Source organism: Daejeonella sp. (assembly GCF_046590655.1).
Taxonomy (GTDB): domain Bacteria; phylum Bacteroidota; class Bacteroidia; order Sphingobacteriales; family Sphingobacteriaceae; genus Daejeonella.
This window is the reverse complement of sequence record NZ_JBKJUM010000108.1, coordinates 1-5,089: the sequence shown is the minus strand read 5'-3', so window position 1 is coordinate 5,089 and position 5,089 is coordinate 1. Positions and strand designations below refer to the sequence as shown.

At 40.4% G+C, this 5,089-nt stretch carries 4 protein-coding genes; all 4 read right to left on the bottom strand.

Annotation, left to right across the window (positions count from 1 at the left end):
• Nucleotides 1-166: 166 nt before the first annotated feature.
• The 4 genes from ACLL8Z_RS10505 to ACLL8Z_RS10490 all read right to left on the bottom strand — a co-directional run bounded on the left by ACLL8Z_RS10505 (nt 167) and on the right by ACLL8Z_RS10490 (nt 4,646).
• Nucleotides 167-1,132, bottom strand: a complete 966-nt coding sequence (locus ACLL8Z_RS10505; protein ID WP_411274738.1) for an LCP family protein — start codon at nt 1,130-1,132, stop codon at nt 167-169.
• A gap of 156 nt (nt 1,133-1,288) precedes the next feature.
• Nucleotides 1,289-1,867, bottom strand: a complete 579-nt coding sequence (locus ACLL8Z_RS10500; protein WP_411274737.1) for a YdeI/OmpD-associated family protein — start codon at nt 1,865-1,867, stop codon at nt 1,289-1,291.
• Between the two features lie 305 nt (nt 1,868-2,172).
• Nucleotides 2,173-2,517 (bottom strand): hypothetical protein, encoded by a 345-nt coding sequence (locus ACLL8Z_RS10495; protein WP_411274736.1) that lies wholly within the window; start codon nt 2,515-2,517, stop codon nt 2,173-2,175.
• A 203-nt stretch (nt 2,518-2,720) separates the two neighbouring features.
• Nucleotides 2,721-4,646, bottom strand: a complete 1,926-nt coding sequence (locus ACLL8Z_RS10490) for a PAS domain-containing protein (protein WP_411274735.1) — start codon at nt 4,644-4,646, stop codon at nt 2,721-2,723.
• Between the last annotated feature and the right edge of the window lie 443 nt (nt 4,647-5,089).

Here is a 5,089-nt window from a genome sequence, read left to right as displayed (position 1 = left end):
ACTTTGTGTTTAAATCAGCATACGAAGTATGCTATTTCGTTCGGCAGATGAAGCTTTATGGTAAGTCGCAATTTTCATCGAAATTGTCTATATTAATTTGATAGCCTCTCTGCGCTCTCAGCGTAAACTCCGCGAACTCCGCGGTTAAAATAAGCGCCCAGTCTATTCAATTCCCCGCCTTTACATCCTTATATATAAAATTATATAATGAATTACTCGTCGCTTTCAGATCCGTTTTCAAATACCAGATATTATTAATTCTCTCCCCTTTACTTGCTGAATCAAGTGGAAACCTTCCCTGCTCAATAACTTTGGTTTTTGAATTCAGGATATGGCTTCCCATGCTGAGGAGCATAAACTGATTCATACTCGTTTCCAGGTTAGGCAGAATCTTCGACAGAAATACCGGAAGAAGATTAACCCCTCCCCCCTGCATCTTACTAAACAGCGCTACCAGCACTGCCTTTTGACGGTCTGTTCTATCATAATCACCCCTGCCAGCATCCCTTATTCTGGTATAGGCGACTGCCTGCCGGCCATTCAGATTTTGAAGCCCGGCTTTCGAAACAGGAGCTACCGGAATATCACCATCAAAAGATATTTCCTTCACATAATTGTTTAAATAAGTCAACTCCTCTGGCTTAAGATTAATATTCACACCTCCTAAAGCGTTAACAATCGCTGCGGCACTTAAAAAATCAACATGAATGTAATCTTTGATGTCCAGCGCGAAATTTCGGTTAATAGTTTTTACCGCCAAAAGCGGCCCGCCTTGCGCATATGCCGCATTTATCTTATCCATCCCAATTCCTTCAATATCAACATACGTGTCTCTCAGAATGGAAGACATCTTTAGTTTCTGTGTTGAAGGATTTATAGAAAGGATAATGATCACATCCGCATTTCCCTTCACCTGCGAGTTCCTGCTGTCCGTTCCAAAAAGTGCGATATTCATAGGAGCGTTAACAAGCAGGGAATTTCTTTGCTCCACTTCCGGACTAATACCTAAAGCTTCTGAAGACTTTGGAAGCTTAGGGAAGGACTTAGCACGGCTCATCCGCAAGGTGTCCTGTGCCAGGGCTGAAGAAAAGGGCAATGCAAAAAGTAGAAAGGCTAAGGTTATTTTTTTCAATGCCGTATCAGTAACTGGTTTTTGTTCTGTATCTGAATATAAGCAAGTTTCGAACCAATAATTCTGAAGTATATCACCATGTCTTTGCGACTCGGAACGACGAAGCAATAGGCCATGCGTAGGAGGTACCTCACCGGGTGTATTAGCGAGTGGTGTTTAGTCGTCTAAACCTTTGCCGTCAAGTATTTTCTGTATTGATTTTTCGATCCTTCCCTCTACAGTTTTTACCTGTTTTGGTGCTGAAAAATAAAGTAAGTAACCTCTTTGTCGCCCGGGTGTAAGTGATTTAAATGCTTTATTTACTTCGGGCATATTGTCTAATACATTTTTGAATTCCGGGTGTATTTCGTATTCAGTCGTCGTTTTAAGCTGGACTTTAATGCCAGCCCGATCAATGGCAATAGCATCGTTTATAAAGGATTTTATTGTGGATCTATTAGCCAATATTTCTTCAGTGTTTTTGAAGCGAATTTGTCTTGCCGACTGCACATTTTTAGTTTGTTGAACTAAAATCTTTTTTGAGTCTTTAAGTATTGCACCCTGCATAAAAAGCAAAGCACAATAATCTTTAAAGCCGTGGATTAAAACAACATTGCTATTTCCGTTCGTGTAACACGGGCAACCCCATTTTAATTCCTCTGTTAAATCGCATTCAAGAATAAGTGTTCTCAATTCGGAATATTCGTCTTGCCACTTGGAAGGCTTTTCAAAAATCCAATCTAATTCCGGGTTCATATTTTCTCTGTTGTTTTCTAAATTCAATCCTGAACCGCAAAGATCGCAAAGTATTACGCAGAGTTTTTTTGGAAATCTTTTGCCGGACGAAATAGCATACTTCGTATACTAATTTAAACACAAAGAGCACCGAGGCTCAATCGCCAAGCTTCTTTTTCTCCGTGTTACCTCCGTGTACTTCGTGGTTATCAACCGCCTCGCAGTAAGTTCCTTTGTCAATCGCGTTTAATCAAGCCCAGACTTAATAGTGAATGAGAAGCTCTCGGAATTTGACAAGAAAATAATCGTCTTTTTAGAAACGCTGCTTATTGCAGTTTGTTCAAAATTGGCAAAGCCTGGACATGGCGCCACTTCGAGCTTAGCCAATCAGGCTTTTTCTCTGTTTCTAAGTTTATAAATATATCGCTCTCGTGGACAATAAAAATTAAGCCCTCACTTTCGTTATAGGCAAATTCATTGACTTCTCTGGAAGCCAGCTCATACACGTGACCCTGCTCCTTGTTATTTTTTGGTTTTAAACGGAAAGGCATATTATGCCCATATCCCTTTTCATCCGCATCATCGAGCGGCAAAACAAGCAATTGCTCAATTCCATTGGAACCCCAGTATTTTAAGATATCAAAATCAAATAGTAGGTATCTGTTATTCATAGCTCAAGCGCGTTTTATTTATCTCAAAATCTTTTTGCAAATAAGCTGACATCAACCGCAGCCAGCAACTCATTTGGTTTTGAATTATCTGTGAATACGGTAAGCCTGGAGAAAGGTTACGAATATTTAGCTTTAGGGTATTTCTACGGATGAAAGGATAGCTAGCGATACAAAAGTGTGATAGCTGAGGTAATTGTTCCTGATCAACAACCAGCCAAAAGCAAAGAAAAAGAGAATGTACTCCCTTTACCAAACTCACTCTCCAGCCAAAGTTTTCCCTTAGCCCGCTTAATTATTTCGCTGGAAATAAATAGACCCAACCCAAGTGTAAGCCCGGCATTAGCATCAGCTTTTTCGACTTGGTGAAAACGTTCAAAGATAAAGGCATGTTGGTTCTTAGGGATTCCAATACCAAAATCCTGTACACTACAAATTAGTTGCGAATCCGTCTTGCTTACATAAATACTGACCTTTTCGGCATCTGGTGAATATTTTACGGCATTGCTAACCAAATTGGTTATTACCTGGATGATCTTTTCTTTATCAGTATGTATCAATATATCCGGATTGGTTGAAATGATCAATTTATGTGTAGAAGTGATTAGCTGTAAATCGCTGATCAGCTCAGTCAGCATAGCTCCGAAGTTAAAAGTCTCGGGCTGGAATACGAGTTTTCCATTATCCACCCTGGAGATGTCAAGCAAATCTTTAATCAAATTTTCAAGCCTGTTTGCCTGAACATCCATTCGCTCCAGCATGACGCGATTCTTTGGGTTTTCATCACCCGACATCGATCGTTTCAAAAACTGGGCAAAAGCCTTTATTGAAGTAACCGGTGTTTTCAGCTCATGGCTAACAGTACTAATAAAATCATCCTTTTGCTGTGCGAATTGCTTTCGGTCTGTAATGTCAAAAAAGGAGGTCACAGCACCTAATAAATCACCTGTCTGAGCGTCAAATAAAGGAGATGAATTGACTTGCAGCCAACTAATTCCGCCATCAGGTCGATGAATTCCCATTACTACATTCAGCTGTTTTTGTTTTTTTGTTACTGCTAAATGAGGCGGATAAATCTCCGCTAAAAATGGAGTTGCATCTTCGTGTACCGCTCTCCACCGGGGGTCAAAAACATTTCGGCCCGTCATTTCCTCTAAGGTTACACCCAGCAACTTGTGTGCGCTTTTGTTTGCACGGGTTATGCTACCCTTGCTATCGTGAAGAGTTATTCCTTCTTCCAGTGTGTCAATTAGCGTGTTGAACCTGCCTTCACTAAAAAGCAAGTTTTGTTCATACCTCTTCAGGCGCGTAAGATCTTGCATAGAACCGACGGCCCTTTTAGGCTTGCCTTCCTTGTCATGTTGTATATAACCCCGGTCATACACAATGGCATAGGTGCCATCCGCCTTTAAGAAGCGATACTCACATTCCCATTTTGTACTTTTGCTATCAACTAATTTATTAAAATTTACGACTACATCTTCGCGCTCTGCCGGGTGAATTTTCGATGTCCAGTAAGCCGTATCCGACTTGGAAACATCATAGCCAAAAAGCTCTTTAAATCCTTCGCTCCACCAAATTTCGCCAGTTTTCAGATTTATGTCCCATACCGCATCCTGTGTAGCTTTCTGAACCAAATGGAATCGTTCAATGGCTTCTGTAGTTTTCTTAACCTCCTTCTTAATCCGTTTATCCAGCTCGATATTCGTTTTAAGAATCGCTTCGAATTCCTCCATCTTGTATTCAAGGCCATCTGAATGAGTTAAACGGAGCTGCTGGGTACCAACCAGGGATTCCACTTTAGTAAGTAATGCGACCAAATGATCAGCTACATCCTCCATGTTTTGCAAACCTTTCCTTGCTTCCTGGACTTTTCCGCTTTTATAAAGATCAACCAGATGTCGTGCGATAGCATGAATATCCAAATGAATCTTTTCCAGTTCAACCATTTCCGCAATATGACCGTATTCGGCTAAAGCGAAATTATATATCCATTTCCCAACGGAGCAATCATATTCCGACAATACAGGAGCTTCTTCTACATGTATCCCATGAAGTATCGAACGCAATTTTGATTTAAATAATAAATGCTTAGCACGGGCTTGTTCAAAATCTAGTTTAATAATATTCATCTGCAAAGGCTTCTAGCTATTTCCCATTTAATTCAAACACCAATATAATTGAAAAGTTTAAACGCTAGAAATTTTGAATTAATTAAAATTAGATGCACTTAAATTGTACCAGGCCGTAACAGTGATTTTAGGATTACCTTGTGTACGAGCATTCCGAAGGAAACGTGAATGAGGGTAAGATTCATGCCACCTACTGAATATATCTCGCCTCTTCCGATAAACGCCATCTCCGGGACTTTTGGGTCAAAAATCGGAAGGGAATTTGCGGGAATTCACGCCCAACCCCGAGGGGGGTACAATGTATCGTCCTAAAATAAGACCGGTTATTTAATAAATCCGGAAATAACGACACATGGGATGTTGTTATTCCCGGATATCACTCGAACAAGCAAGTCAGGGCTTGTATACAGAATTTAGCCTTATCCAGTTATTTTAAGGAAGCG

Bases quoted from the DNA above. Each gene is read 5' to 3' on its own strand.
- ACLL8Z_RS10500 (WP_411274737.1), bottom strand. From the start codon at position 1,867: ATGAACCCGGAATTAGATTGGATTTTTGAAAAGCCTTCCAAGTGGCAA.
- ACLL8Z_RS10495 (WP_411274736.1), bottom strand. From the start codon at position 2,517: ATGAATAACAGATACCTACTATTTGATTTTGATATCTTAAAATACTGG.
- ACLL8Z_RS10490 (WP_411274735.1), bottom strand. From the start codon at position 4,646: ATGAATATTATTAAACTAGATTTTGAACAAGCCCGTGCTAAGCATTTA.